Genomic DNA, 24903 nt, shown 5'->3' on the forward strand with positions numbered 1-24903 from the left:
GCTGCTGTGCGTGGTGTTCTACTCCAACCCCGTGCTCTACCTCGTGGCACCCGGAAGCGGCCTGACCGGCCCTGAAGGCGTGGCCATCGGCATCGGTTCGCTGATCGCCGGCTGGTTCATCTACGACTTCCTCTGCGATTCGGCCCTTGGCAAGAAACCCGCCCTGCTCGGCTTCATCCTGTTCGTGCTGATCATCGGCGCGGCGTATGGCTTCAGCAAGGTGTTCAGCGGTCGTGGTGCGTACCTGCACGTCGGCGCGATCATCGGCACCATCATGGTCGGCAACGTGTTCCGCATCATCATGCCAGCGCAGCGTGCACTGGTCGCGGCGATTGCCGAGAACCGCACGCCGGACCCGGCGCTGCCAGCCAAGGGCTTGCTGCGTTCGCGTCACAACAACTACTTCACCCTGCCGGTGCTGTTCATCATGATCAGCAACCACTTCCCGAGCACTTATGGCAGCCAGTACAACTGGTTGATCCTGGCCGGGATCGCAGTGTTGGCGGTGTTGGTGCGTCACTACTTCAACACCCGTCACGACAGCCACAAGTTTGCCTGGACCCTGCCCGTGGCAGCGGTGGGCATGATCACCCTGGCGTACGTCACCGGCCCTGCGCCGATGCCGACCGCACCGGACGTGGCCAAGGCACCCGCGAAAATCGAGTACCAGCCACTGCCGGAAACGGCACTGGGCGGTGGCGCGAAACCGGCTGAAGCGGCGGCACCTGCAGCGCCAGCCGCTCCGGCTGCCCCTGCTGCGGCACCGGCGCAAGCGTCCAACGCCGGTCCTGCGTTCGACAAGGTGCACAACGTGATCCAGGAACGCTGCGCGGTCTGCCATTCGGCCAAACCGACCAGCCCGTTGTTCAGCGCGGCGCCCGCCGGTGTGATGTTCGACACCCCCGAGCAGATCCGCCAGAACGCGGCGCGGATCCAGGCGCAAGCCATCACCACGCAGATCATGCCGCTGGGCAACATCACTCAGATGACCCAGCAGGAACGTGACCTGATCGGTGCATGGATCGCCCAGGGAGCGCAGACCAACTGAGCCAGACAAAAGCCTGTGTAAAAGCAGGCTTTTGTGGCGAGGGAGCTTGCTCCCGCTGGGTCGCGAAGCGGCCCCTCTCTTTGCCTGAAGAGCAGGGACTGCTGCGCAGTCCAGCGGGAGCAAGCTCCCTCGCCACAAAAAATCTCTGCAGCCACAAATATGAATGATGCAAAAGGACAGCTGTGAGCCACCCGGCAGCTGTTCAATCACAAGAATAAAAAAGATCCGAGGTGTTGCATGTCCGAGCTGTCCAAAGCGCGCATCCCCGACGCACCCGCCATTCAGCGTTTGCCCCTTTTGCAACTGATCCTGGTCGGTTTGCAACATGTTCTGCTGATGTACGGCGGTGCCATCGCGGTGCCGTTGATCATCGGACAGGCCGCTGGCCTGAGTCGTGAAGAAATCGCCTTCCTGATCAACGCCGACCTGCTGGTCGCCGGTATCGCCACCATCGTCCAGTCGCTCGGCATCGGCCCGATGGGCATCCGCATGCCGGTGATGATGGGCGCCAGTTTCGCGGCGGTCGGCAGCATGGTTGCCATGGCCGGCATGCCCGGTATCGGTCTGCAAGGGATCTTCGGCGCGACCATCGCCGCCGGTTTCTTCGGCATGCTCATCGCGCCGTTCATGTCCAAGGTCGTGCGCTTCTTTCCGCCTTTGGTGACCGGCACGGTCATCACCTCGATCGGTCTGTCGCTGTTCCCCGTGGCCGTGAACTGGGCCGGTGGCGGTGCCGCCGCTGCGCAATTCGGTTCGCCGGTTTATCTGGCCATCGCCGCTCTGGTGCTGGCGACCATTCTGCTGATCCACCGCTTCATGCGCGGCTTCTGGGTCAATATTTCCGTACTGATCGGCATGTGTTTCGGCTACGTGCTGTGCGGCGCGATCGGCATGGTGGACCTGAGCGGCATGGCTAACGCGCCGTGGGTTCAGTTCGTCACCCCGCTGCACTTCGGCATGCCGAAATTCGAACTGGCGCCGATCCTGTCGATGTGTCTGGTGGTGGTGATCATCTTCGTCGAGTCCACCGGGATGTTCCTTGCACTGGGCAAGATCACCGGTCAGGAAGTCTGCCCACGCATGCTGCGTCGCGGCCTGCTGTGCGATGCCGGCGCCTCGTTCGTGGCCGGTTTCTTCAACACCTTCACCCACTCCTCCTTCGCGCAGAACATCGGCCTGGTGCAGATGACCGGCGTGCGCTGCCGTTCGGTGACCATCGTTGCCGGTGGTCTGCTGATCGTGCTGAGCCTGCTGCCAAAAGCGGCATTTCTTGTCGCGTCGATTCCGCCAGCAGTGCTGGGCGGTGCGGCGATTGCGATGTTCGGCATGGTCGCCGCCACCGGGATCAAGATCCTGCAGGAGGCGGACATCGGTGACCGCCGCAACCAGTTGCTGGTGGCGGTGAGCATCGGCATGGGCCTGATCCCGGTGGTGCGTCCGGAGTTCTTCGCGCATCTGCCAATGTGGATGAGCCCGATCACCCACAGCGGCATCGCCATGGCCACCCTCAGCGCGCTGACGCTGAACCTGTTGTTCAACATTCTTGGCGGCGCTGAACGCGCAGCGATCAACGACTGCCACGCGCATTAACAGCATTACCGATTATCCCTGTGGGAGCGAGCTTGCTCGCGAAGAGGCCATGTCAGTCAACATCACTGTTGAATGACACACCGCTTTCGCGAGCAAGCTCGCTCCCACAGGGACTGTGCAACACCCTGCCTCAACAATAAAAACAAGAGGGAGCAACCAATGATTCGCACGCAAACCAACGTTCTGTTGAGTGGCGGCCTGCTGGCCGCGAGTCAGGCCATGGCCGGCGATTTACTGCTGTGGCAGACCAACAGCCTGAGCTACCTGTACGGCAAGAACTTCGCGATCAACCCGTCGATCCAGCAGACGGTGACGTTCGAGCACGCCGACAAGTGGAAGTACGGCGACAACTTCCTGTTCGTCGACAAGATCTTCTACAACGGCAAAGAAGACGCGAACAAAGGCCCGCACACTTTCTACGGCGAATTCACCCCACGCTTCTCGTTCGGCAAGATCTTCGATCGCAAGCTCGAGTTCGGCCCGATCAAGGATGTGCTGCTGGCAATGACCTACGAGTACGGCGAAGGCGACAGCGAGGCCTACCTGATCGGCCCCGGCTTCGACCTCAAGGTGCCGGGCTTCAACTACGTGACCCTGAACATTTTCCGCCGCCAGACCGAAGGCCCGCGCCCCGGCGATGGCGTCTGGCAGATCACCCCGGGCTGGTCTTACAGCGTGCCGCTGGGTAATTCCGACCTGTTGATCGACGGCTATCTGGACTGGGTGGTCGACAACGATCAGAACTCGCGCGGCACCTACCACGCCAACCTGCACATCAACCCGCAGATCAAATACGACCTCGGCAAAGCCCTGGGCTGGAGTCAGAAGCAGCTGTATGTCGGCACCGAATACAGTTACTGGAAAAACAAATACGGGATCGAAAGCACCCACAGCTTCGACACCAATCAGAACACCGCCAGCCTGCTGGTGAAGGTGCATTTCTAAGATGGCCCGCAACCGTGCCCCATACCTGTCGTCGGTGCTCTGTTGCGGGGCACTTGAGACCTGGCCGAGGAGTCAGTATTCTCCGCGGCCTCTTGAATTCGGTCTAAAAAAAAGCCCGGATTTAATTCCTGACCAACGGGCCAACTTATCCCGGCCCCGGTCAGTACCGAGGCATCCCGAAAACACGCTCAATCGACTGTTTTTCAGCAGCCGAACGGGCGTTTTTTTGCTTTTCGAAAGCCTTGGCTCAGCTCTTGCTAACAGCATCAAAGCTGACCGGTCGGATGACTTTTGCAGCAACGAAAAAAGGCGCCACACCAGAGCGCCGATCTTAAAAAAATAAACGTGGAACACCTACTTTGGGAGCAACCGAATGAAACGCATGTGCACCAGCCTGATGCTCGCGGGATCGATGCTGGCCGGCGGCCAGGCCATGGCCGATGGCCTGCTGCAATGGCAGAACAACAGCCTGACCTACCTCTACGGCAAAGACTTCAAGGTCAATCCGGCGATCCAGCAGACCGTCACCTTCGAGCACGCCGATGCCTGGAAGTACGGGGATAACTTCCTGTTCATCGACAAGATCTTCTACAACGGCAAGCCGGATGGCGGCGTCGGCAACAACACCTATTACGGTGAGTTCCAGCCGCGCATCTCGCTGGGCAAGGTACTGGACCAGAAGCTCGAGTTCGGCCCGATCAAGGACGTGCTGCTGGCGATGACCTACGAGTTCGGTGAAGGCGACGTCGAGTCGTACCTGATCGGTCCAGGTTTTGACCTGGCGATCCCGGGCTTCGACTACTTCCAGCTGAACTTCTACCAGCGTCACACCGACGGCTCGCGTCCGGGTGACAACGTCTGGCAGATCACCCCGGTCTGGTCCTACACCATCCCGGTCGGCAGCTCGAACGTGCTGATCGACGGTTACATGGACTGGGTGGTCGACAACGACGTCAACAGCAAAGGCGAATACCACGCCAACCTGCACTTCAACCCACAGGTCAAATACGACCTGGGCAAGGCGCTGCATTTCGGCGAGAAGCAGCTGTACGTCGGTGTTGAATACGACTACTGGAAAGACAAGTACGGGATCGACGACACCCGTGGCTTTACCACCAATCAGAACGTGACCAGCTTCCTGGTGAAGTTCCACTTCTGATGACGGGTGTAGATGGCGTCTGCGAGGACGCCATCGCTGGCAAGCCAGCTCCCACAGGGTTATGTGTCGTTCACTTTTTTGTGCCCACCCAAAAACCTGTGGAAGCTGGCTTGCCAGCGATTTGCCGCACCGCAGACTTCATGTGGGAACGACCGCTTCGCTGATCCCGAGAAACCGGCACAGCTCCTCACGCTTGGCCAACGCATCGCGCCGCCCCAAATCGATCAGCTCGCTGCAATACCCCGCCTCGAACAGCAGATAACTCAGCACCCCTGCCCCACTGGTCTTGGTCGCTCCCGGCCCACGCAAAAACAGACGCAACGCCGCCGGCAATTCCTGACGATGCCGCGCCGCGATTTCATCGATCGGCTGGCTCGGCGAAATCACCAGCACCTCCACCGGCGCCACGCCCAGCTCGCGGGTCGGCGTGCCCTCGGGCATCAGGTGGCTGAACTGGTTGAGGCGCTGCAGCAACTCGATGTCGCTCTCCAGACTGTCAATGAACGTGCTGTTGAGCATGTGCCCGCCGATCTGCGCCAGGGTGGGTTGCTGGCCGGTGTAGGCGCGCTCCAGCGGCTGCTGCGGATCGACACCACGCGGGTTGCCGCTGACACCCACCACCAGCACCCGACTCGCGCCCAGGTGCAGCGCCGGGCTGATCGGTGCCGATTGCCGCACTGCGCCGTCACCGAAATATTCCTCGCCGATTTTCACCGGGGCAAACAGCAACGGGATCGCCGAACTGGCCAGCAAATGGTCCACCGACAATTGCGCCGGCACGCCGATGCGTCGATGGCGCAACCACGCATCGATCTTGCCGCCGCCCTGATAGAAGGTCACCGCTTGTCCCGACTCGTAGCCGAACGCGGTCACCGCCACCGCATGCAATTGCTTGCGCGCGATGGATTCGGCGATGCCGGGCATGTGCAGTTTTTCATTGAGCAGGTCGCGTAGCGGCGAACTGTTGAGCAGCGCCACCGGAAGGTGCCGGCCCATGCCGAGCAGGCTGTGACTGACAAAGCGGCTGGCCTGCCGGATCACCCCCGGCCAGTCGCTGCGCAACACTCGATGGCTGCGAAAGCCCTGCCAGAACAGGGTCAGGCGTTCGATGGCCGCGCGAAAATCGCTGGCGCCACTGGCCAGACTGACCGCGTTGATCGCCCCGGCCGAGGTGCCGACGATCACCGGAAACGGGTTGTCCGCACCCAGCGGCAGCAATTCGGCAATCGCCGCCAGCACCCCCACCTGATACGCCGCCCGAGCCCCGCCGCCGGAAAGAATCAAACCTGTGACCGGTTCAGCTGGGCTCATCGCAACGCTCCATGGTGCTTGAAAGGGTGAGTGAATCAGCCACGCCGTTTCGGGTAAAGCTTCGGCTCGCCCGGTGGACGGCTCTTGAAGCGGCGGTGCGCCCACAAGTATTGCTCAGGGCAGGCGCGCAGCGCACTTTCCACCCACTGGTTGATGCGGATGCAGTCGGCCTCTTCGGTTTCACCGGGGAAATCTTCCAGCGGCGGATGAATCACCAGTTTGTAACCACTGCCGTCGGCCAGACGCTCCTGAGTGAACGGCACCACCAGCGCTTTACCCAGACGGGCGAATTTGGTGGTCGCGGTCACGGTCGCCGCCTGAATGCCGAACAGCGGCACAAAGATGCTCTGCTTGGCGCCGTAGTCCTGATCCGGTGCATACCAGATCGCCCGGCCTGAACGCAGCAGCTTGAGCATGCCGCGCACGTCGTCACGCTCCACCGCCAGCGAATCGAGGTTGTGCCGCTCGCGGCCCCGACGCTGGACGAAGTCGAATAACGGGTTTTTGTGCTCGCGGTACATGCCGTCGATGGTGTGCTGCTGACCGAGCAACGCGGCGCCGATTTCCAGGGTGGTGAAGTGCGCAGCCATCAGGATCACGCCCTTGCCCTCGCGCTGGGCGTTTTGCAGATGCTCCAGGCCTTCGACATGCGCCAGTTTCGCCAGACGCTCGCGCGACCACCACCAGCTCATCGCCATTTCAAAAAACGCGATGCCGGTGGAGGCGAAGTTTTCCTTGAGCAGGCGTTTGCGCTCGGCAGCGGATTTTTCCGGGAAGCACAGCTCGAGATTACGCTTGGCGATACGCCGCCGGTCGCCGGCTACGCGATACATCAATGCGCCCAGCAGACGACCGATCGTCAGTAAAACCGCATACGGCAACTGCACGACCAGCCACAACAGCCCCAGACCGCACCAGAGCGGCCAGAAGCGGGGAGAAAGATAGGCTCTTCGAAAACGCGGGCGATCCATTAAAGCTTCCGTAAATTCAGTGGCCGCGCATTCTACATCGTTCGACCCGGCTTGCGGCTCGCGGGCGTTCTCGTTATAAGTCTCGGCACTTTTAGTGACAAGCCGTTGTATGCCGATATGAGCCAAAACGAATCGCCAGACCGAGATCCCGTGTTCCAGTTGAAGGGCAGCATGCTGGCCATCACGGTGCTGGAACTGTCCCGCAACGACCTCGACAGCCTTGATCGGCAACTGGCCGCCAAAGTCGCCCAGGCGCCGAATTTCTTCAGCAATGCACCGTTGGTCCTGGCGCTGGACAAACTGCCGCCCGGCGAAGGTGCGGTCGATCTGCCCGGCCTGATGCGCGTGTGCCGCCAGCATGGCCTGCGCACCCTGGCGATCCGCGCCAGCCGTATCGAAGATATCGCCGCCGCCATCGCCATCGACATCCCGGTGCTGCCGCCGTCCGGCGCTCGTGAGCGACCGCTGGAAGCGCCGGAACCGGAAGTCAAAAAGAAGCCGGAAAAGCCGCCGGAGCCGACCGTCAAAGCGACCCGCGTCATCACTACGCCAGTACGTGGTGGCCAACAGATATATGCCCAGGGTGGCGATCTGGTGGTGGTTTCCTCGGTCAGTCCAGGGGCGGAACTTCTGGCCGATGGCAACATCCATGTATACGGCCCGATGCGCGGTCGCGCACTGGCCGGCGTCAAAGGCGACACCAAGGCCCGGATTTTCTGTCAGCAATTGAGCGCTGAACTGATCTCCATCGCCGGGCATTACAAGGTTTCCGAAGATTTGCGCCGCGATCCACTGTGGGGCTCCGGCGTACAGGTCAGCCTGTCGGCCGACGTGTTGAACATCATTCGGCTTTAACGGATACTGCCGCATTTTCCAAGCATCTCTAAAACGTAGCGAAAACGGCTCAAACGAAGTAGGAAAAAGGATCAAGGAGCGTTTGCCCCCGGCAATTGCGACTTGCGCCGAATTCCAGCCAAGGCTGTCCGACTGCAGTAGTTTTCAAGAGATGTTTTTCAGGGGCTAAAAAGTCCTTCTTCCTTAGGGGTGAAACACCTTGGCCAAGATTCTCGTGGTTACATCCGGCAAGGGTGGTGTGGGTAAGACCACCACCAGCGCCGCTATCGGTACCGGCCTCGCTCTGCGCGGCCACAAAACAGTGATCGTCGACTTCGACGTGGGCCTGCGTAACCTCGACCTGATCATGGGTTGCGAGCGTCGCGTGGTGTATGACTTCGTCAACGTGGTCAACGGCGAAGCCAACCTGCAACAGGCCCTGATCAAAGACAAGCGCCTGGAAAACCTCTACGTGCTGGCCGCCAGCCAGACCCGTGACAAAGACGCGCTGACCCAGGAAGGCGTGGAAAAAGTCCTGATGCAGTTGAAGGAAGACTTCGACTTCGTGGTCTGCGACTCCCCGGCTGGCATCGAGAAAGGTGCGCACCTGGCCATGTACTTCGCCGACGAAGCGATCATCGTGACCAACCCGGAAGTGTCCTCGGTACGAGATTCGGACCGCATGCTCGGCCTGCTGGCCAGCAAATCGCGTCGTGCCGAACTCGGCGAAGAGCCGATCAAGGAACACCTTCTGCTGACCCGTTACAACCCGCAGCGCGTCAGCGATGGCGAAATGCTGGGCGTCGAAGACGTGAAGGAAATTCTGGCCGTGACCCTGCTGGGCGTCATCCCTGAGTCGCAGGCGGTCCTGAAGGCTTCCAACTCGGGCGTCCCTGTGATTCTCGACGACCAGAGCGATGCCGGTCAGGCCTACAGCGATGCCGTTGATCGTCTGCTGGGCAAAGAAAAAGAACATCGTTTCCTCGATGTTACGAAGAAGGGATTCTTCGAGCGCCTGTTTGGAGGTAGGTAATGAACCTTTTTGACTTCTTTCGTGCCAACAAAAAGCCAAGTACCGCCTCGGTAGCGAAAGAGCGTCTACAGATCATCGTGGCGCATGAGCGCGGCCAGCGCAGCACGCCGGATTACCTGCCAGCCTTGCAGAAGGAACTGGTCGACGTGATCCGCAAGTACGTCAATATCGGCAACGACGACGTACATGTTGCACTGGAAAGCCAGGGCAGTTGCTCGATTCTGGAACTCAACATCACCCTGCCCGATCGCTGAGTCGATCCGGCAGTCGCTACGGCGGCTCGGGCTGTTGATGCTCGTGTAGGAGCTGCCGAAGGCTGCGATCTTTTGATCTTCAACGACAAAAGATCGCAGCCTTCGGCAGCTCCTACAGGGTTATCAACAGTCTGAGCCGCCGTTGGCATTTGTTACGAGGCTGTTTTAATGCCGTTGTCCAACATCCGCATCATTCATCAGGACGCCGCCGTACTGGTGGTCGACAAACCGACCTTGCTGCTCTCGGTGCCCGGTCGCGCCGACGACAACAAGGACTGCCTGATCACCCGCCTGCAGGAAAACGGCTACCCGGAAGCACGCATCGTCCATCGCCTGGACTGGGAAACCTCCGGCATCATTCTGCTGGCCCGCGACGCCCACACCCACCGCGAACTGTCGCGGCAGTTTCACGACCGTGAAACCGAAAAGGCCTACACCGCCCTGGCCTGGGGTCAGCCGGAACTGGACAGCGGCAGCATCGACCTGCCGCTGCGCTACGACCCGCCGACCAAACCGCGGCACGTGGTTGACCACGAATTCGGCAAGCATGCGCTGACCTTCTGGCGCGTACTGGAACGTTGCGGCGATTGGTGCCGCGTCGAACTGACGCCGATCACCGGGCGCTCGCACCAGTTGCGTGTGCACATGCTGTCCATCGGTCACCCGCTGCTGGGCGACGGGCTCTACGCCCACGAACAGGCCCTGGCCGCCTGGCCGCGTCTGTGCCTGCACGCCAGCATGCTGAGCTTCACCCACCCGCAAACCGGCGAGCGTCTGCGCTTCGAATGCCCGGCACCGTTTTAAGCGTTGCCTGAGCGGCAGCGCGTTTTTTTTGTACAAGGATTTTGTTTTCGGATGAGTTGTATTGATTCCCTGGTAACACCCCTCTCGAAAGTTCGTCATCAACTGCTTTACCTGATTTACGGCAATCAGGATGTGTACCGGCGCGAAGCCAAGTTCAGCATCCTGACCGCGCTGTCCCAAGCCAAAAACGGCGAGCGACCGGCCATTCGCATTCTCACCGATCGCCCCGATGACTATGCGGGCTGGCCGGTCGACACGGTGCTGCTGGACGACGCGACCCTGACCCGCTGGCAAGGCACCCACGGCTATCACCACCGTCGCAAGGCCTGCGCCATCGCCGCGGGCATGCAGTGGGCGGAAAAGACCCTGTTCGTCGACACCGACACCCTGTTTACCCGCCACCCGAGTCAACTGTTCAAATTCATCGAGCCGAACCGCTCGGTGATGGATCGCTTCGAGTACGACTGGAAAGATGTGCACCAGCGTCCCGACTATCAAAAACTCGGTCGCGACCTGCGCCGCCACGGCGTGACACCGGATAACGGTTTCAAGCTCTACAACAGCGGTTTGTGCGGCGTGACCGACAGCGACTCGGCGCTGTTCGAAGAGTCGATCCGGTTGATTGATGAGTGGACACTCGGCGGCTTCGAAATCCACACCATCGAACAGATCGCCCTGTCGTACGCCATGCGTGAGCGGCAAGTGGTGGAAGCGCGCAAACACGTCTACCACTACTTCGCAGAAAAACGTTTTTTCCACGCGATGCAGACGTACTTCTTCTCCCAGCACGGCGAGCAGTTCAGCCAGCGCCTGGTGGATCTGTGCAGCGATGTGCCACGGGTCAAACCGTTCCCGTCGGCCTGGCGCCGATTGAAAATCAAATGGAAGCTGCGTCACCAGAGCGGCACGCTGCGCAAGGTCGGTCGCGACCTGCTGTACGGCAGCGCGGCGCCGGAAGATCCGTACTACAGCGCCTGCCGCCATGAATGGTGGGAATGTGCTTCGCGGGAAATACTCCGTTGGGACGAAAGCCGGCAGAAAAAACTGCTGAGCCAGAAGCCCTGGCCGCAACAGCTGCCGCGTCCGGATAAACCCGAGGACGAAAAAGTCATCATGAGCTACCTGAAAAAACGCGTAGCCGCCGCCCGCTGAACACCACCATCCTGTAGGAGCTGCGGCACGCTGCGATCTTTTGATTTTGATTTCAACAAACCGAATCAAAAGATCGCAGCGTATCGCAGCCCCGACAGGAATCCGGTTCAGATTCAATTCCCCGGCCGATGCGTTAAACTCCCGCCCATTGCTGTCTGGAGCTTCTTATGCGCGAAGAGTTGAACCAAGGCCTGATCGACTTCCTCAAGGCCTCCCCTACCCCGTTCCACGCCACCGCCAGCCTTGTTCAGCGTCTGGAGGCCGCCGGTTACGTGCGCCTCGACGAGCGCGAGCCGTGGACCACCGAGGCCAACGGCCGCTACTACGTCACCCGTAACGACTCCTCGATCGTCGCGATCAAAATGGGCCGCAACTCGCCGCTGCACGACGGCATCCGTCTGGTCGGCGCCCATACCGACAGCCCGTGCCTGCGGGTCAAGCCGCAACCGGAACTGCAACGTCAGGGCTTCTGGCAACTGGGCGTGGAAGTCTACGGCGGCGCGCTGTTGGCGCCGTGGTTCGACCGCGACCTGTCGCTGGCCGGCCGCGTCACCTTCCGCCGCGACGGCAAGGTCGAAAGCCAGCTGATCGACTTCAAGGCACCGATTGCAATCATTCCCAACCTGGCGATTCACCTCAATCGTGAAGCCAATCAGGGCTGGGCGATCAACGCGCAGACTGAGTTACCGCCGATCCTCGCGCAGTTCGCCGGTGACGAACGTGTCGACTTCCGCGCGGTACTCACCGATCAACTGGCTCGCGAACATGGTCTGAACGCCGACGTGGTGCTGGATTACGAGCTGAGTTTCTACGACACCCAGAGCGCGGCAATCATCGGCCTGCATGGCGACTTCATTGCCGGCGCACGCCTCGACAACCTGTTGTCCTGCTACGCCGGCCTGCAAGCGCTGCTCACTGCCGACACCGAAGAAACCTGCGTGCTGGTGTGCAACGACCACGAAGAAGTCGGCTCCTGCTCGGCGTGCGGTGCTGATGGCCCGATGCTCGAACAGACCCTGCGCCGTCTGCTGCCGGAAGGTGACGAGTTCGTCCGCACCATCCAGAAATCGCTGCTGGTCTCGGCTGACAACGCCCATGGCGTGCACCCGAACTACGCCGAGAAGCACGACGCCAACCACGGCCCGAAACTCAACGCCGGCCCGGTGATCAAGGTCAACAGCAACCAGCGCTACGCCACCAACAGCGAAACCGCCGGGTTCTTCCGCCACCTGTGCATGGCCGAAGAAGTGCCGGTGCAGAGCTTCGTGGTGCGCAGCGACATGGGCTGCGGCTCGACCATCGGCCCGATCACCGCCAGCCACCTGGGCGTGCGCACCGTCGACATCGGCCTGCCGACCTTCGCCATGCACTCGATCCGCGAACTGTGCGGCAGCCACGACCTGGCGCACCTGGTCAAAGTGCTGAGCGCGTTCTACGCCAGCCGCGAACTACCGTAAGCTGATCGCCCCCCTGTAGGAGCTGCCGCAGGCTGCGATCTTTTGATCTTGTGTTTTGGTAGATCAAAAGCAAAGATCGCAGCCTTCGGCAGCTCCTACAGGTCGAAAGCGACCTAGACTTAAATCATCCCCTATGACAAGGCAGTCTCCATGATTTCGATGTCCTCCTTCCACGCCATGCTCGTCCCGATCCTGTCCGGGATGATCCTGCTCGCCATCGGCTTCAACTTCCGCGACAAGAACGCCGGTGTCTTCGCCATGTGGATCGGCATGCTGATGATCCTGGCGACCGTGGTCTACAAGATCCTCGCCAAACTCAACGAATAAATCGGCGCCCGGCTCGCATTGATTCCGGCTGCCTCGTACACTCGCTCAATTCGCCCCTTTGCGAGGTTGACCGCCTAGTGTTCGCTCGTCTGTTTGCACTGCCCTGCCTGTTCCTTGTCTGCCTGATGACGCTGCTGCCGCTGGCCCCTGCCCATGCGGTCGGCTTGCCGGGGCTGCTCAACTCCACCAAGACGCAGCCGGAGGCGCAGGAGCCGCTGGGCCAGTCGCTGGATGAAGTCATCAAGTCGCTGGAAAACGACAAGCAACGCGCACAGTTGCTGAGCGACCTGAAAAAGCTGCGCGACGCCACCAAGAAAGCCCAGGCCTCACCGGAAGAAGGCGTGCTGGGCCTGATCGGCGGCACCCTGGCCAGTTTCGAGAAGCAGTTCTCCGGTGACGACAGCCCGCTGACCCGCTGGTCCGACGAGTTCGATCTGGCCAGGGACGAACTCGATAACCTGATGCTGCCGGCCAGCGAATGGCTGCCGATCATCTTCGGCTTCGCGGTGATCCTGATGGTCTGGAGCCTGCTCGCCGCCGCGCTGATCTGGCTCGGTCACCGGGTGCGCATGCGCTTCGGTCTGACCGAAGAACTGCCGCAGCATCCCAAGGCCCTCGACATGCTGCGCTTCGCCCTGCGCAAGCTCGGGCCGTGGCTGATTGCGTTGGTCATCACCGTGTACATGAGCTACGCGCTGCCATCGTCGCTGGGTAAAAGCCTGGCGATGGTGCTGGCTTATGCCTTGGTGGTCGGCACCTGTTTCTCGGCGATCTGCGTGATCGCCTTCTCGCTGCTCGACGGTCCGCACCGGCACCGGGCGCTGTACATCCTGCGCCATCAGGCGTTCCGTCCGTTGTGGCTGATCGGCAGCTTCGCCGCATTCGGTGAAGCGCTGAGTGACCCGCGCCTGGTCGAAGGCCTCGGCGTGCACCTGGCGCACACCACCGCGACCATTACCAACGTGCTCGCGGCGCTGTTCACCGGGCTGTTCATCCTGCGTTTCCGCCGGCCGATCGCGCACCTGATCCGCAACCAGCCATTGTCCCGCCGCCTGACCCGCCGCGCCCTCAGCGACACCATCGATATCCTCGGCACCTTCTGGTACGTGCCGGCGCTGGTGCTGGTCGGCATCTCGCTGTTCGCCACCTTCGTCTCCGCCGGCGACACCAGCACCGCCCTGCGCCAGTCGCTGATCTGCACGGTGTTGCTGGTGATGTGCATGGTGATCAACGGCCTTGTGCGCCGTCATTCACTCAAACCGCAGCGCGGGCCGAAGCGTCATGCGTTGTACTCGGAGCGCCTGAAAAGCTTCTTCTACACCCTCGCCCACCTGCTGGTGTGGCTGACCTTCATCGAGCTCGGCCTGCGCGTATGGGGCAAGTCGCTGATCGGGTTTGCCGAGGGCGAAGGGCACGATGTCAGCGTCAAACTGTTCAGCCTGATCGGCACGCTGATTTTCTCCTGGCTGATCTGGATCCTCGCCGACACCGCCGTGCACCACGCCCTCACCCGCTCGCGCAAAGGCCTGGCGAATGCCCGCGCACAAACGATGATGCCGCTGATCCGCAACGTGCTGTTCGTGGCGATTTTCATCATCGCGCTGATCGTCGCCCTGGCGAACATGGGCATGAACGTCACGCCACTGCTGGCCGGTGCCGGTGTGATCGGTCTGGCCATCGGTTTCGGTGCGCAGTCGCTGGTGGCGGACCTGATCACCGGCCTGTTCATCATCATCGAAGACTCGCTGGCGATCGACGACTATGTGGACGTCGGCGGCCACCTCGGCACCGTCGAAGGCCTGACCATCCGCACCGTGCGCCTGCGCGACATCGACGGCATCGTTCACACCATCCCGTTCAGCGAAATCAAAAGCATCAAGAACTACTCCCGCGAGTTCGGCTACGCGATATTCCGGGTGGCGGTGCCGTACAACATGGAAATCGACGACGCGATCAAACTGATGCGCGAAGTCGGCCAGAAAATGCGCACCGACCCGCTGCAGCGGCGCAACATCTGGTCGCCACTGGAGATCCAGGGCGTGGAAAGTTTCGAGTCCGGCAGCGCGATTCTTCGCGCTCGGTTCAAGACCGCACCGATCAAACAATGGGAAGTTTCCCGAGCGTTCAACCTGTCGCTCAAGCGCCATCTGGACGAGGCCGGACTCGATCTGGCGACGCCACGCATGAGCGTGCAGGTCATCACTGCCGGCGGTGGCCAGCCGAAGGAATAGCACTTCGCGCAGACACTCGGGTCACAGGCAGGGAAGCCAGAAAAACAATAACCATGGAGAAACCCGATGCAGCTGACACGTATCGCCCAGACCGTTCTGCTCACCCTGCTGGCCGGCACCGCCAGCGCCGCCAGCGCCGCCACCCTGGACAGCACCCGCGAACAGATCGCCACGCAAGCCAAGGCACTTGAACCGCAACTGCTGGAAACCCGCCGCGACATCCACGCGCATCCGGAACTGGGCAACACCGAGAAACGCACCGCGGAGCTGGTCGCCAGGCAACTCAAAGCGATGGGCCTGGAAGTCAAAACCAACGTCGCCCGCACCGGCGTGGTCGCCATCCTCAAAGGCGCCCTGCCCGGCCCGACCGTGGCCCTGCGCGCCGACATGGACGCGCTGCCGGTCAAGGAAGTCGCCGACCTGCCCTTCGCCTCGAAAGCCAAAGGCACTTATCTGGACAAAGAAGTCGACGTGATGCACGCCTGCGGCCACGACGCCCACACCGCGATCCTGCTGAGCACGGCGAAAATTCTTACGGGTATGCGCGATACCCTGCCCGGCACCGTGGTGTTCTACTTCCAGCCCGCCGAAGAAGGCCCGAGCGACTTCATCCCCGACGGTAAAAACACTTGGGGCGCGAAAATGATGGTGCAGGAAGGCGTGATGAAATCACCCAAACCCGACGCCGTCTTCGGCCTCCACGTCTGGGCCGGCGTCCCCGCCGGCCAGATCGCCTACCGTCCAGGCGCCACCCTGGCCAGCTCCGACGATCTGCGCATCAAAATCCTCGGCAAACAAACCCACGCCGGCCGCCCCTGGGACGGCATCGACCCGATCACCGTCGGCGCACAAACCATCGTCGGCCTGCAAACCGTGGTCAGCCGCCGCACCGACATTTCGTCCTATCCGTCGGTGGTCAGCATCGGCACCATCAACGGCGGCACCCGTTACAACATCATTCCCGAGTCCGTCGACATGAGCGGCACCATCCGCTCCTACGACTACGGCATCCGTCAGAAACTCCACGCCGACGTGCGCCAGACCATCGAAAAAATCGCCGAAAGCGGCGGCGCGAAAGCCGACGTGACCATCATCGAAAAATACGACCCTACGATCAACAACCCGGCACTGACGGAAAAAATGCTGCCGACGTTGAAGTGGGCAGCCAAGGATGACGTGGTCAATGCTCCGCTGGTGGGCGGCGCGGAAGACTTCTCGTTCTTTGCCAAGGAAGTGCCGGGGCTGTTTGTGTTCCTCGGGGTGACGCCACGGGATCAGGACATGAGCAAGGCGGCGCCGAATCACAATCCGGGGTTCTTTGTGGACGAGTCGGCGCTGGTGGTTGGAGTGAGGACGATGGCGTCGCTGGCGACGGATTATTTGTATGCCAATGCCGGGGCGGGCAAGTAGAGATGAAGTGACAGTGTGGGCGCCTTCGCGAGCAGGCTCGCTCCCACATTTGACCGTGTGCAGCCTGTTAGAGATTGGTCGGCTGTCAGGGCGCCATCGCTGGCAAGCCAGCTCCCACAGTTGGATTGAGTGCAAGCAGTTGGAGATTGGTCGGCTGGGAGGTCACCATCACTGGCAGGCCAGCTCCCACAGAGAGATTGGGTGCAGGCAGTGAGAGATTGGTCGGCTGTCAGGCCACCATCGCTGGCAAGCCAGCTCCCACAGTTGGATTGAGTGCAGGCAGTTGGAGATTGGTCGGCTGTCAGGCCGCCATCGCGAGCAGGCTCGCTCCTACAGAAAAGCAAAAGCCGACCGCACGCTTTTCACCACTCAACAGGATGAGCGCAAGCTCGGCTGCAGCTCTTGATCTTGCCGTGCCGGCCCCTTCGGCAGGCTGAGTGGAGGGGTTTATCCGGGGGTAGGAGCGCAGCGACCGTTTGGCGAAGCCAAACACATCGAGAGGAGGTGCAGCGAAGCAAACCGTAGGCGATGCCCCCGGATGAACCCCGCAACGAAGGAACCCGAGCCTAAGCGAGGGCCGTACGCCGGGGCCAAGACCTTTGGTTCCTTTGGGGCGTTTGCCAAAGGGACTCGCTGTAAGAGCGAAACCGTCAGCGGCAGCACCCGAAGCAACGGATATACACCCAAAACCCCAAGAACCTGGTCGGCCCAAAGGCCGCCAAGGTCAAACAACATCTACACCAACGTGAATCGCATCATGCCGCCAAAACTCCAGATCACAATCAATCAACCGCTCATGCTGATCATAATTGACCCGAGCAATCCGTAACCCCGGACTCCCGACAGACACCCGCAAAGCTGCCGCCGCATCCACCGACAATGACGTCGGCACAATCTCGAACCGCACCCGCCCATAGTGCAAATCGTAATGCCGCGCATACAACTCGGTGATCGACTGATTCAGATCAAACTCGAGAATCCCCGGAAAATACTGCGGATTCAGATAATGCTCGACATACAACACCAGCCGCCCGTCAATCCGCCGCGACCGACAAATCTGAATCACGCTCGACAAAGCAGGCAACTGCAACAATGCACACACCGCCACCGACGCCGGCTGCAACCGCGCCGAAATCACCTCGGTCGACGGCACCCGCCCCTGCGCACTGACCATCGCGTGAAAGTGACTGCGCTGCATCAGGTTGTATGCCAGACGTGGCGGCGAAACGAACCAGCCACGGCGCTCCTCGCGATAAATCTGCCCCTGCGCCTCCAGTTGCAACAACGCCTCGCGCACCGTAATCCGTGTGGTGCCGAACAACTCACTGAGCTTGCGCTCGGCCGGCAACTTGCTCCCGGGCGCGAGCAGACCGTGATCAAGTTGCTCCTGCAGCACCTGACCAATCGCTGTCACCGCTTTTGTTGCCTCATCGCGCATTAACGTTACCTATCTGGACTAGACCAGCACTGTTTCGGGGCAAAAACCGTACGGCCTGCAAGCCGTTTCCTTGTATTGCAAGCCTAGGCAGTGCAGATGACCGAGAGATGACAAACCCGCCCGACGGTCGCTCTCATGACTTGCAATACATCGGCCAAGTCCCTTGTCCGCCGGGGCTTTGACCTTGGTCTACGCTTACCGGGCAAGCGCCGAAACCGGGCCAATAAAAGGCCTGCCGGGCGACCGCCGACATCAAAGTGTCATCCAGCCCCCTTAAATTGGCTCAGGTATTGCTGACCTAGACCAACACAAACCGCAATCGCAGCGTTGAACACGACCAAGGAGCTTCGGAATGAAACAGCTTTTCCTGGCAACACTGTTAGGCTCGACCATTGCAATGTGCACCTCGGCCATGGCCGCCGGCACCGACTTGAAAACCCTCGAAGCCGCTGCGAAAGCGGAAGGCGCCGTCAACAGCGTCGGCATGCCCGATGACTGGGCCAACTGGAAAGGCACCTGGGAAGATCTGGCCAAGACCTATGGCCTGAAACACATCGACACCGACATGAGCTCGGCCCAGGAAATCGCCAAGTTCGCCGCTGAAAAAGACAATGCCACTGCCGACATCGGCGACGTCGGTGCCGCCTTCGGCCCGATCGCGGTCAAGCAAGGCGTGGTGCAACCGTACAAGCCAAGCACCTGGGAGCAAGTCCCGGACTGGGCCAAGGACAAGGACGGCAACTGGGCACTGGCCTACACCGGCACCATCGCCTTCATCGTCAACAAGAAGCTGCTGCACGGCTCCGAAGTCCCAACCAAATGGGCTGATCTCAAGGGCGGCAAATACAAGGTTTCCATTGGTGACGTGAGCACCGCCGCGCAAGCCGCCAACGGCGTACTGGCCGCTGCCCTGGCCAATGGTGGCGACGAGAAGAACATCCAGCCGGCCCTGCTGCTGTTTGCAGACATCGCCAAGCAAGGTCGCCTGTCGATGGCCAACCCGACCATCGCCACCATGGAAAAAGGCGAGATCGAAGTCGGCGTGGTCTGGGACTTCAACGGCCTGAGCTACAAGGCCAAGATGGCCAACCCGGATGACTACGTGGTGCTGATCCCGTCCGATGGCTCGGTGATTTCCGGCTACACCACCATCATCAACAAATACGCGAAAAACCCGAACGCCGCCAAGCTGACCCGCGAATACATCTTCAGCGACGCCGGCCAGACCAACCTCGCTCGCGGCAACGCCCGTCCGATCCGTGCCGATCACCTGCAACTGCCGGAAGACGTGAAAGCCAAGCTGCTGCCGAACGAGCAGTACAAGAAAGTCACGCCGATCAAGGACGCTGACGCCTGGGAAAAAACCTCCAAGGCCCTGCCGCAGAAGTGGAACGAAGAAGTCATCGTAGAGATGAAGTAAGCCTGTAGATCCCACTTTCGGGATTGCCGGAAATCCCTGTGGGAGCGAGCTTGCTCGCGAATGCGGTGTTTCATTCAACATTGATGTTGGCTGACACGACGCCTTCGCGAGCAAGCTCGCTCCCACAAGGACGCCCGAATGAATCTGACACTTCCTGTTTTCGCGGAGTTTTTGCCCCTATGAAGCACAACGTCATCCTTGTCGTGCTCGACGGTCTCAACCACGAGGTCGCGCGGCACGCCATGGGGCATCTGCAGGCTTACGTTGGCGCAGGACGCGCCGCGCTCTATCAGTTGGAGTGCGAGTTGCCGGCCCTGTCCCGACCGCTTTACGAATGCATCCTCACCGGCGTACCGCCGATCGACAGCGGTATCGTCCACAACAACATTGCGCGCCTGTCCAACCAGCGCAGCATCTATCACTACGCCCGCGACGCCGGCCTGAAAACCGCTGCGGCGGCGTATCACTGGGTCAGCGAGTTGTACAACCGTTCGCCGTTCGTGGCGGCCCGCGACCGGCATACCGATGATCCTGCACTACCGATCCAGCACGGGCACTTCTACTGGAACGATCACTACCCGGACTCGCACCTGTTCGCCGACGCGGAAAGCCTGCGCCTGCGCCATGCGCCGAATTTCCTGCTGGTCCACCCGATGAACATCGACGACGCCGGGCACAAGCACGGCCTCGACTCCGCGCAATACCGCAACAGCGCGCGCTCGGCGGACATCATCCTCGCCGATTACCTGCAAGGCTGGCTCGACGCCGGTTATCAGGTGCTGGTGACTGCCGACCACGGCATGAACAACGACCGCTCGCACAACGGCCTGCTGCCGGAAGAACGCCAGGTGCCGCTGTTCGTCCTCGGCAACGCCTTCAGCCTCAACGCTGACGCCGCGCCGAAGCAGACCGAGATCTGTGGCACCGTCTGCGAACTGCTCGGTGTGCCCCACGACAAACCTGTGTGCCGGGAGCTGCTCAAGTGAATGCCATGACTCGCGGCAAATGGCTGGCGGCCCTGTGTCTGGTGCCGTTCGCGCTGTTCTTTATCGTGTTCGAAATTGCCCCGCTGGTCTGGGTGATGATCAACAGCCTGCAGTCGGAAGAGTTCGGCTGGGGCTTTGCCAACTTCAGTAAGATCTTCAGTTCGAAGTTCTACCTGCAGGCGATCCAGTACAGCCTCGAGATCAGTTTCTGGTCGAGCGTATTCGGCATCATCATCGCCGTGCTCGGTGCGTATTCATTGCGCCGGGTCGACTCGAAACTGCGCAACTTCGTGAATGCCTTCGCCAACATGACCAGCAACTTCGCCGGTGTGCCGCTGGCCTTCGCATTCATCATCCTGCTCGGGTTCAACGGCAGCATCACCATCATGCTCAAGCAGGCGGGGATCATTCAGGACTTCAACCTGTATTCGAAAACCGGCCTGATCATCCTCTACACCTACTTCCAGATTCCCCTCGGCGTGCTGCTGCTCTACCCGGCCTTCGACGCCTTGCGTGAAGACTGGCGCGAGTCCGCCGCGCTGCTCGGCGCCAACGGCTGGCAATTCTGGCGCCACATTGGCCTGCCGGTACTGACCCCGGCGCTGCTCGGCACCTTCGTGATCCTGCTGGCCAACGCCCTCGGCGCCTACGCCACGGTGTACGCCTTGACCACCGGTAACTTCAACGTGCTGCCGATCCGCATCGCGGCGATGGTTTCCGGGGATATTTCCCTGGATCCGAATCTGGCCAGCGCCCTGGCTGTGGTGCTGGTGGCGTTGATGACCCTCGTCACCGTCGTGCATCAACTGCTGCTGAAGAGGAGCTACCATGTCTCGCGCTGAATCCGGCCCGGCCGGCGTCTACCACCGCGTCGTGGTTTATCTGCTGTTCGCGATCCTGCTGCTGCCGCTGGTGGGTACGCTGATCTACTCGATTGCCAGCAGTTGGTCGGCGACCATTCTGCCCAGCGGTTTCACCTTCAAGTGGTATCTCCAGTTGTGGAGCGACCCACGCTTTCTGCATGCCTTCGGCCAGTCGCTGCTGGTGTGCGTCGGCGCGCTGGTGCTGTCGGTGGTGCTGATCCTGCCGCTGCTGTTCGTGGTGCATTACCACTTCCCGAAACTCGATGCGCTGATGAACATCCTGATCCTGCTGCCCTTCGCGGTGCCGCCAGTGGTGTCGTCGGTCGGGCTGTTGCAACTCTATGGTTCCGGGCCGCTGGCGATGGTCGGTACGCCGTGGATCCTGATCGGTTGCTACTTCACCGTGGCGCTGCCGTTCATGTACCGGGCGATCACCAACAACCTGCAGGCGATCAACCTGCGCGACCTGATGGACGCCGCGCAACTGCTCGGCGCCAGCACCTTTCAGGCGGCGTTTCTGGTGGTGCTGCCAAACCTGCGCAAAGGCCTGATGGTCGCGTTGCTGCTGTCGTTCTCGTTCCTGTTCGGTGAGTTCGTGTTCGCCAACATCCTCGTCGGCACGCGCTACGAAACCCTGCAGGTGTACCTGAACAACATGCGCAACAGCAGCGGCCACTTCACCAGTGCGCTGGTGATCTCGTACTTCTTTTTCGTGCTGGTCCTGACCTGGATCGCCAACATCTTGAACAAGGACAAAAGCGAATGAGCTATGTCAGCGTCCAGAACCTGAAGAAAAACTACGCGGGCACCACGGTGTTCAGCGACATCAACTGCGAGATCAACAAGGGCGAGTTCGTCACCCTGCTCGGCCCGTCCGGTTGCGGCAAGTCCACGCTGCTGCGCTGCATTGCCGGGCTGACGCCGGTGGATGGCGGCAAGATCCTGCTCGATGGCGTCGACATCGTGCCGCTGAGCCCGCAGAAACGCGGGATCGGCATGGTGTTCCAGAGCTACGCGCTGTTCCCCAACATGACCGTCGAACAGAACGTCGCCTTCGGCCTGCGCATGCAAAAGGTCAATGCCGACGACAGCCACAAGCGCGTCGCCGAAGTACTGAAACTGGTCGAGCTCAACGATTTCGCCAGCCGTTATCCGCACCAGCTCTCCGGCGGTCAGTGCCAGCGCGTGGCCCTCGCCCGCTCGCTGGTGACCCGTCCACGCCTGTTACTGCTGGATGAACCGCTGTCGGCGCTGGATGCGCGAATTCGCAAACACCTGCGCGAGCAGATCCGGCAGATCCAGCGCGAACTCGGCCTGACCACGATTTTCGTCACCCACGATCAGGAAGAAGCGCTGACCATGTCCGACCGGATTTTCCTGATGAACCAAGGGAAGATCGTGCAGAGCGGCGACGCCGAAACCCTCTACACCGCGCCGGTCGATCTGTTCGCCGCCGGTTTCATCGGCAACTACAACCTGCTCGACGCCGACAGCGCCTCGAAGCTGCTGCAACGGCCGATCAACCACCGCATCGCGATTCGCCCGGAAGCCATCGAGCTGAGCCTCAATGGCGAACTCGACGCGCAGATCCGCAGTCACAGCCTGCTCGGCAACGTGATCCGCTACCGGGTCGAAGCGCGCGGCGTGGAACTGGTGGTGGACGTGCTCAACCGCTCGGCGGCGGATCTGCATCCCGACGGTCAGCGTCTGGCGCTTTCCATCGATCCGACGGCCCTGTGTGAGGTAGCCTGATGACTTTGCTGACGTTGAAGAGAGAACTGCACTGATGGCCCTGGCAATTTTTGATCTGGACGAAACCCTGATCCACGGCGACTGCGCCACCCTCTGGAGCGAGCAGATGGGGCGCCTGGGCTGGGTCGATCCCGAGTCGTTCATGCGCAAGAACAACGAGCTGATGGACGCCTACAGCCATGGCAAATTGCGCATGGAAGAATTCATGGCCTTCAGCCTGGAGCCGATGATCGGCCGTACCCCGGAAGAGGTCGAGCATCTGGTCGGCCCGTGGGTCGAAGACTTCATCGAACCGATCATCTTCAGCGACGCGACCAAAACCATCGCCGCCCACCGCAAGGCCGGTGACCGGATTCTGGTGATCTCGGCTTCCGGCACGCACCTGGTCAAACCGATCGCCGATCGACTCGGCATCGATGAAATTCTCGGCATCGAACTGGAAGTCGCGCACGGCGTTTACACGGGCCAGACCGTCGGCACGCTGACCTACCGCGAAGGCAAAATCACCCGCCTGCTGGAATGGCTGGATGCCGAAGAAGAGAATCTGGAAGGCGCGAGTTTCTATTCCGACTCACGCAATGACTTGCCGTTGCTGCTGAAGGTGGATTTCCCGCATGTGGTGAACCCGGATCCGGTGCTGCTGGAGCATGCTGAAAAAGCACGCTGGCCGATTCATCTCTGGAAATAACCGAAGATCCAATGTGGACGCTTAACTGTGGCGAGGGAGCTTGTCGGATCGCCGCACCGTCCCGCTCGGCTGCGAAGCAGTCGCAGAATCATTCAACCGGTTTGATCTGACTCACCGCATTGATTGATTTGGGGCCGCTTCGCGACCCGGCGGGAGCAAGCTCCCTCGCCACAGGTTTTGCGGTGTCAGGTGAGGCTGTCGTCAATCACCAGCACCACCTTCCCCGCCACCGTATTGCTCGCCAGCTCGGCAAACGCCGCTTCGGCATCCTTCACCGCAAAGGTTTTCGCCAGTTGCGGGCTCAACCGTCCTTCGGCAAACAGCGGCCACACATGCTGTCCCAAGTCACTGAGCAGGTCGGCCTTGAACTGATCGTCGCGACTGCGCAACGTCGAACCGAGCAACTGCACGCGCTTGCCCAGCACCTGCGCCAGGTCCAGTTTTGCCTCACGCCCGCCCATCAAACCGATCAGTACCCAGCGTCCGTCCAGTGCCGTCAGTTTGAGGTTCAGCGCGGCGTAGTTGCCGCCCACCGGATCAAGAATCACGTCAAACGGCCCGAAGTCGCGCAGGCTCTCCAGATCATCGCTGCGTATCACGCCGCCCTGGGCGCCCAGTGCCTCACAGTAGGCCAAGCGCTCGGCCGAACCAACGCTGACCCAAGAGGGATTGCCGAACGCCTTGCACAGCTGAATGGCGGCTGAACCAATTCCACTGGCACCGGCGTGCAGGAGAACCTTTTCGCCGGGTTTCAGCGCCGCCAGTTGAAACACGTTCAGCCAGACCGTTGCATAAACCTCGGGTAATGCCGCGGCCTCGATCAACGAAACGCCCTCGGGCACCGGCAGCACGTGCCGTCCGTCGACGACCACTTCTTCAGCCATCCCGCCCCCGGCCAACAAGGCGCAGACGCGGTCGCCGACCTGCCAGGACGAACCGGCGCCGACCTCGCTGATCACCCCGGAACACTCAAGACCGAGCACCTGACTGGCACCGGGCGGTGGTGGATAAAGCCCGGCTTTCTGTAATAAATCGGCGCGATTCAGGCCCGCCGCCGCCACGCGAATGCGCACTTGTCCTGCATCACATGCCGGACTCGGCTCTTCAAGCCATGCCACTTGACCTTCAACGCCTTGCAATGCCTTCACAGTGCCTCCATAGTGAGTCTGGACTGAGCCCGAAGCTGTAGCGCCGGGCTTTTTGCATTATGCGACCGGCTCTCGTAGAACC

General features: G+C 61.0%; 23 protein-coding genes. 19 read left to right on the top strand and 4 right to left on the bottom strand.

The window, feature by feature from the left end; translation table 11 throughout:
* The 4 genes from ACIP8I_RS18315 to ACIP8I_RS18330 form a co-directional block, all read left to right on the top strand.
* Positions 1-1048, top strand: a 1048-nt coding sequence (locus ACIP8I_RS18315) for a urate hydroxylase PuuD (RefSeq protein ID WP_400762857.1), incomplete at its 5' end; no start/stop codon positions are given.
* A 237-nt stretch (positions 1049-1285) separates the two neighbouring features.
* Complete coding sequence (locus ACIP8I_RS18320) at positions 1286-2638, top strand: nucleobase:cation symporter-2 family protein (protein WP_400762859.1); 1353 nt, start codon at positions 1286-1288, stop codon at positions 2636-2638.
* A 159-nt stretch (positions 2639-2797) separates the two neighbouring features.
* A complete protein-coding gene (locus ACIP8I_RS18325) occupies positions 2798-3583 on the top strand; it encodes an outer membrane protein OmpK (RefSeq protein ID WP_367083928.1) in 786 nt (261 codons plus the stop codon).
* Between the two features lie 373 nt (positions 3584-3956).
* Positions 3957-4742 (top strand): outer membrane protein OmpK, encoded by a 786-nt coding sequence (locus ACIP8I_RS18330; RefSeq protein WP_041068818.1) that lies wholly within the window; start codon positions 3957-3959, stop codon positions 4740-4742.
* 138 nt (positions 4743-4880) lie between these two features.
* On the opposite strand, the gene ACIP8I_RS18335 is transcribed toward ACIP8I_RS18330, so the two are convergent.
* Together ACIP8I_RS18335 and ACIP8I_RS18340 are read right to left on the bottom strand one after the other, a co-directional pair.
* A complete protein-coding gene (locus ACIP8I_RS18335; protein ID WP_400762861.1) occupies positions 4881-6053 on the bottom strand; it encodes a patatin-like phospholipase family protein in 1173 nt (390 codons plus the stop codon).
* Between the two features lie 35 nt (positions 6054-6088).
* Positions 6089-7024: a lipid A biosynthesis lauroyl acyltransferase gene (locus tag ACIP8I_RS18340; protein ID WP_400762863.1), complete on the bottom strand. Its 936-nt coding sequence runs from the start codon at positions 7022-7024 to the stop codon at positions 6089-6091.
* Positions 7025-7141: 117 nt separating this feature from the next.
* On the opposite strand from ACIP8I_RS18340, the gene minC reads away from it, so the two are divergent.
* The 9 genes from minC (at position 7142) to ACIP8I_RS18385 (ending at position 16526) form a co-directional block, all read left to right on the top strand.
* A complete protein-coding gene (gene minC, locus ACIP8I_RS18345) occupies positions 7142-7879 on the top strand; it encodes a septum site-determining protein MinC (protein ID WP_045121954.1) in 738 nt (245 codons plus the stop codon).
* A 199-nt stretch (positions 7880-8078) separates the two neighbouring features.
* Positions 8079-8891 carry a septum site-determining protein MinD gene (gene minD / locus ACIP8I_RS18350; RefSeq protein WP_007960626.1) on the top strand — a complete coding sequence of 271 codons (813 nt, stop codon included), beginning with the start codon at positions 8079-8081 and terminating at the stop codon, positions 8889-8891.
* Positions 8891-9145: a cell division topological specificity factor MinE gene (gene minE / locus ACIP8I_RS18355; RefSeq protein WP_003223146.1), complete on the top strand. Its 255-nt coding sequence runs from the start codon at positions 8891-8893 to the stop codon at positions 9143-9145. The genes minD and minE overlap by 1 nt, the downstream gene beginning before the upstream one ends.
* 168 nt (positions 9146-9313) lie before the next feature.
* Positions 9314-9949: an RluA family pseudouridine synthase gene (locus ACIP8I_RS18360; RefSeq protein WP_400762865.1), complete on the top strand. Its 636-nt coding sequence runs from the start codon at positions 9314-9316 to the stop codon at positions 9947-9949.
* Positions 9950-10000: 51 nt separating this feature from the next.
* Positions 10001-11101 (top strand): hypothetical protein, encoded by a 1101-nt coding sequence (locus tag ACIP8I_RS18365; RefSeq protein ID WP_400762867.1) that lies wholly within the window; start codon positions 10001-10003, stop codon positions 11099-11101.
* Between the two features lie 167 nt (positions 11102-11268).
* Positions 11269-12558, top strand: coding sequence for a M18 family aminopeptidase (locus ACIP8I_RS18370; protein WP_003223140.1), 1290 nt, complete (start codon positions 11269-11271; stop codon positions 12556-12558).
* 150 nt (positions 12559-12708) lie between these two features.
* Complete coding sequence (locus ACIP8I_RS18375) at positions 12709-12885, top strand: hypothetical protein (protein ID WP_177327380.1); 177 nt, start codon at positions 12709-12711, stop codon at positions 12883-12885.
* Positions 12886-12962: 77 nt separating this feature from the next.
* Positions 12963-15116, top strand: a complete 2154-nt coding sequence (locus tag ACIP8I_RS18380) for a mechanosensitive ion channel family protein (RefSeq protein ID WP_367083923.1) — start codon at positions 12963-12965, stop codon at positions 15114-15116.
* Between the two features lie 66 nt (positions 15117-15182).
* Complete coding sequence (locus tag ACIP8I_RS18385; RefSeq protein ID WP_400762870.1) at positions 15183-16526, top strand: amidohydrolase; 1344 nt, start codon at positions 15183-15185, stop codon at positions 16524-16526.
* Between the two features lie 724 nt (positions 16527-17250).
* Here the strand turns inward: ACIP8I_RS18385 and ACIP8I_RS18390 are convergent.
* Complete coding sequence (locus tag ACIP8I_RS18390) at positions 17251-17964, bottom strand: UTRA domain-containing protein (RefSeq protein WP_400762872.1); 714 nt, start codon at positions 17962-17964, stop codon at positions 17251-17253.
* Positions 17965-18316: 352 nt separating this feature from the next.
* Here ACIP8I_RS18390 and ACIP8I_RS18395 point away from each other — a divergent pair, with 352 nt between their 5' ends.
* From ACIP8I_RS18395 to ACIP8I_RS18420, 6 genes are all read left to right on the top strand, one after another.
* Positions 18317-19384 carry an ABC transporter substrate-binding protein gene (locus ACIP8I_RS18395; protein ID WP_400762874.1) on the top strand — a complete coding sequence of 356 codons (1068 nt, stop codon included), beginning with the start codon at positions 18317-18319 and terminating at the stop codon, positions 19382-19384.
* A gap of 179 nt (positions 19385-19563) precedes the next feature.
* A complete protein-coding gene (locus ACIP8I_RS18400) occupies positions 19564-20370 on the top strand; it encodes an alkaline phosphatase family protein (RefSeq protein ID WP_400762876.1) in 807 nt (268 codons plus the stop codon).
* Between the two features lie 5 nt (positions 20371-20375).
* Positions 20376-21212: an ABC transporter permease subunit gene (locus ACIP8I_RS18405; protein ID WP_161794911.1), complete on the top strand. Its 837-nt coding sequence runs from the start codon at positions 20376-20378 to the stop codon at positions 21210-21212.
* The gene (locus ACIP8I_RS18410) at positions 21199-21999 is read left to right on the top strand and encodes an ABC transporter permease (RefSeq protein WP_007965346.1); all 801 of its coding nucleotides are present in this window, start codon (positions 21199-21201) and stop codon (positions 21997-21999) included. The genes ACIP8I_RS18405 and ACIP8I_RS18410 overlap by 14 nt, the downstream gene beginning before the upstream one ends.
* Entirely contained in the window at positions 21996-22985 is a 990-nt protein-coding gene (locus tag ACIP8I_RS18415) for an ABC transporter ATP-binding protein (protein ID WP_252144357.1), read from the top strand. Before ACIP8I_RS18410 ends, ACIP8I_RS18415 begins: the two co-directional genes overlap by 4 nt.
* Before the next feature lie 34 nt (positions 22986-23019).
* Positions 23020-23673 (top strand): HAD family hydrolase, encoded by a 654-nt coding sequence (locus tag ACIP8I_RS18420; RefSeq protein ID WP_400762878.1) that lies wholly within the window; start codon positions 23020-23022, stop codon positions 23671-23673.
* A gap of 185 nt (positions 23674-23858) precedes the next feature.
* On the opposite strand, the gene ACIP8I_RS18425 is transcribed toward ACIP8I_RS18420, so the two are convergent.
* Positions 23859-24821, bottom strand: coding sequence for a zinc-binding dehydrogenase (locus tag ACIP8I_RS18425; protein WP_007965342.1), 963 nt, complete (start codon positions 24819-24821; stop codon positions 23859-23861).
* Positions 24822-24903: the final 82 nt, after the last annotated feature.

Origin of the sequence: Pseudomonas sp. NPDC088414, from assembly GCF_044753325.1 — a bacterium.
GTDB lineage: Bacteria > Pseudomonadota > Gammaproteobacteria > Pseudomonadales > Pseudomonadaceae > Aquipseudomonas.